General features: G+C 50.2%; 4 protein-coding genes. 1 reads left to right on the top strand and 3 read right to left on the bottom strand.

From position 1 onward, the window contains the following. The 3 genes from WC359_15380 to WC359_15370 form a co-directional block, all read right to left on the bottom strand. Positions 1–198, bottom strand: a 198-nt coding sequence (locus WC359_15380; GenBank protein ID MFA5401833.1) for a hypothetical protein, incomplete at its 3' end; no start/stop codon positions are given. Further along, on the bottom strand, positions 170–1,399 hold the full coding sequence (locus WC359_15375; GenBank protein MFA5401832.1) for a hypothetical protein: 1,230 nt from the start codon (positions 1,397–1,399) through the stop codon (positions 170–172). The genes WC359_15380 and WC359_15375, both read right to left, overlap by 29 nt. Beyond that, the gene (locus WC359_15370; protein MFA5401831.1) at positions 1,389–2,027 is read right to left on the bottom strand and encodes a hypothetical protein; all 639 of its coding nucleotides are present in this window, start codon (positions 2,025–2,027) and stop codon (positions 1,389–1,391) included. The genes WC359_15375 and WC359_15370 overlap by 11 nt, the downstream gene beginning before the upstream one ends. 610 nt (positions 2,028–2,637) lie before the next feature. On the opposite strand from WC359_15370, the gene WC359_15365 reads away from it, so the two are divergent. Next, positions 2,638–2,941, top strand: a 304-nt coding sequence (locus WC359_15365) for a hypothetical protein (protein MFA5401830.1), incomplete at its 3' end; no start/stop codon positions are given.

Raw genomic sequence — 2,941 nt, 5'->3', positions numbered from 1 at the left:
CTTATCGATGCGGCTTTTGATATCCGGGTAATTCTCCAGTATCGCGTCAACCACGGAAAGCAGCTCCTCGCGCGGCCTCTGCTTTAACATACCGACGAGGCTCCAGCCGCTCGTTATACGGGCCTCGAGCGCCTCCGGTTCCAGCGCGACGATATAGTAAGCTATGAAATCAGCTATCGGCCTCGTTATCCTCGACACTACCAGTCTTGTCAGGAAGCTGCTCTCCATAACCATCTTCTACCTCTCTTTCTTTATCCCGGCTCATATCCGGTTTAGCCGGCGCATTGGGTTTCGCTAATTGCACTTTTGGCTCGGCGGTTTTCTGTTGATCCGGCGGCTGCACTGGGGCTTTAAGGATCAACTTACCACAGTAAGCGCAGTTTATGCCATATCCATCCGGTATGTTTGTAGGGAACGGCTGCCGCCCGCCGCAGCCCGGGTGGGGACAGGCTATCTCCTCAACTATCAACTCGTCCATCTTTGGGGGCTCGGTAGCTGACGGCTGTGGCGCCTCACGACCGGCTCTCGCCGCCGTCGCGGCTGCGGGAACCCGGGGTGCGGGAGGCTCGGTCCCACCCCTCGACTTTATAGCTTCGAGCACGTCAGGTAAATAATCCTCTATTTTGCTCCATACACTGCCCAGCTTATCCAGTTTCATTTTAGCCAGCTCGGCATTCTGTCTAGCCGCTTCACGTTCGCGCTCATCCGCCAGCAGCGTTGTAATAAGCTCAACTTTGCCAAGGTTTAACAGGCTCGGGTCCACCGCCGAGCGCGGCTCTTCTTTCAGTCCCAGGCGCTCCTTCAGCCTGTCTCCTAAAGTCAGCCTGTCAAATAGCTCTTCAACCGGGTCCCGCTGCTGCTGCTTCTGGCCGTCAAAGTCGATGAGCTTTGCTATCATCGCCTTAGTCAGTGAGTTATCCGTCACCTGATCTGCTACACCGAAGATGCCATTCGCTGCGGGTTGAGTCCTCTGCTCCTGTATACTCTTGACGACAGCCATCATAGCATCATTCATTTTGTTTATGGTACTGTCTATCACGCTCAGCCTTTGCTCCATGGAAGCGCGCCGCTCCTTGTCTAACTCGGAGCGCAGGGAATCCACTTCTTTCTGGCGCATCTCCTGTATCTTGGTTACGTCGATACCCATCAGGTTGGCTGCTTTGGCAAACTGTTCCATCCCTGTATCGCCGGCTCCGGGAGCCTGGCGGCCACCGCCGAAATTAAAGGCACCGATCGACTCGCCTATCTTGGCGATCTTGGCGATCTCCAGCTGCGACTGCAGATCCTCCAAAAGATCCTCAGCTGATATCTTCTTCCGCGGGGGTTGAATAGCCTCGCCGCCGCCGGCCTTTCTGATAGGTATTATGTCTCCCACTCTTGCTCTCTGATTATCTGACATTTTGGCCTCCCGCATTCTTTATTATGAAATCTCCCGCCATACCCCTGATATCAAAGTCCTCCGCGTGCTCGAGGTAGAACTGAGAGATCGTCTGCGTCACCCACTCGCTTATGGTTGGAGGCTCCTTATCCAATGCTATACAGCGATCGACAAAGAGCTTATAGAGCACAAGCAGGTCTGTCGGCAGCTCGACGGTATAGGCTACAAACTTGGTTACGAGAGGAGACTTCGGACGGTATTTTTCTAATTCTTCATCCGTATCTTTCTTAGAGCTGCTACCCCCAGCGAGCTTAGGGGCGCTCTCCCTCCTGGTAGCCTTTAAGCCCATAGTGCTGGCCTGGCGCATGTTTTCGGCAACTATCTCTCCGGTATTAGCATCGACGAGCTTCCACTCGTGTTCTTCACCCTTCTCCCGGCCTTCCTTGATATGCGCCGTGTACTCTTTACCAAAGCGGTCCATCTCCTTGCCGCAGGAGCAGCGCCATACCAGTATACGTTCTTCAGGGATTTCCGGCTGCTTTTCCTGGGTGCTTTCTTGGGTTGTATTTTCGTGGTCTTTTGGATCGGTGGTTGAATTATCTTCTTCAAGTGACGTGTTGGGACCCGGTATAACGTTTAATTTAGCCATAGTTAGCCTCCTTTCCATGGTGCAAGGATAAGCATTTATCCAGATTTTGTCAAGTTTTATCTGTTTTCAAAGTTATGCACACCCCTTATTATTAGATTAACATTACTATTACGATAATATCTCCAGAGATGTTACATATGATATGTACTACTAATAATAAGCACCATTTTGTTGTGGTTGGTGGTAGAGTTTATGTAAATAACTTCTCACGATTGCAACTTTGCATAATGTAATACTTTATGTAAATAGTAGTTTCAGCTTCAAACCACGACGTTTTACGAGACGACTTCAAAATAACAATATGTAAACTCCAATCGTGATTTTACAAAATGGTAACATAGTGCGAACCATACGAAGTGCATAACTGGTGCATAACTCGGCTAAAAATGTGCAAAGTTGGTGCATAACTGGTGCAAAAAAACAGGCATTCCGACCGCGCGGGGTGTGCATAACTTTATCCAACCATTGTGCCTTATTAAGTTATGCACATGTTATGCACATGTTATGCACATGTTAAAAGGGTAAAATAACGGCACTGCGCGGACAGGCTGCGGCCTTGACCGGCAATCCTTTTTATGTTATGGTCAGGTAGTGGGTCAGGAGGTGTAACGTGAATTCAGGAATAGTTAAGTTTTGTGTAGGCGTGTTGGGGCTGGCGGCTGACTCCGTTATCGCAGATATAGCTGTCCGGGTGCGTAATCGCGAGAATCTAAAGATGTATGATACCGCGATCCAGCATGCGGCTAAAATGGAGCAAATGGTTAAGAACGGCGACGTGGATCCGGAATTCGGCCTTAATATTATAAAAGGTAGGAACCCCATGGAGGCCGCTATGGCCGCGATAGAAGCGGCGCCGGCTCAGTCTATTAACCAGCGTGAAGAAGGCTATTCAGGCACGTCACAGTTAAGCGCCG

The organism is Dehalococcoidia bacterium, from assembly GCA_041653995.1.
Taxonomy (GTDB): Bacteria; Chloroflexota; Dehalococcoidia; order GIF9; family UBA5629; genus CAIMUM01.
The sequence above is the reverse complement of the archived record's forward strand: the minus strand, read 5'-3'. Positions and strand labels throughout refer to the sequence as shown.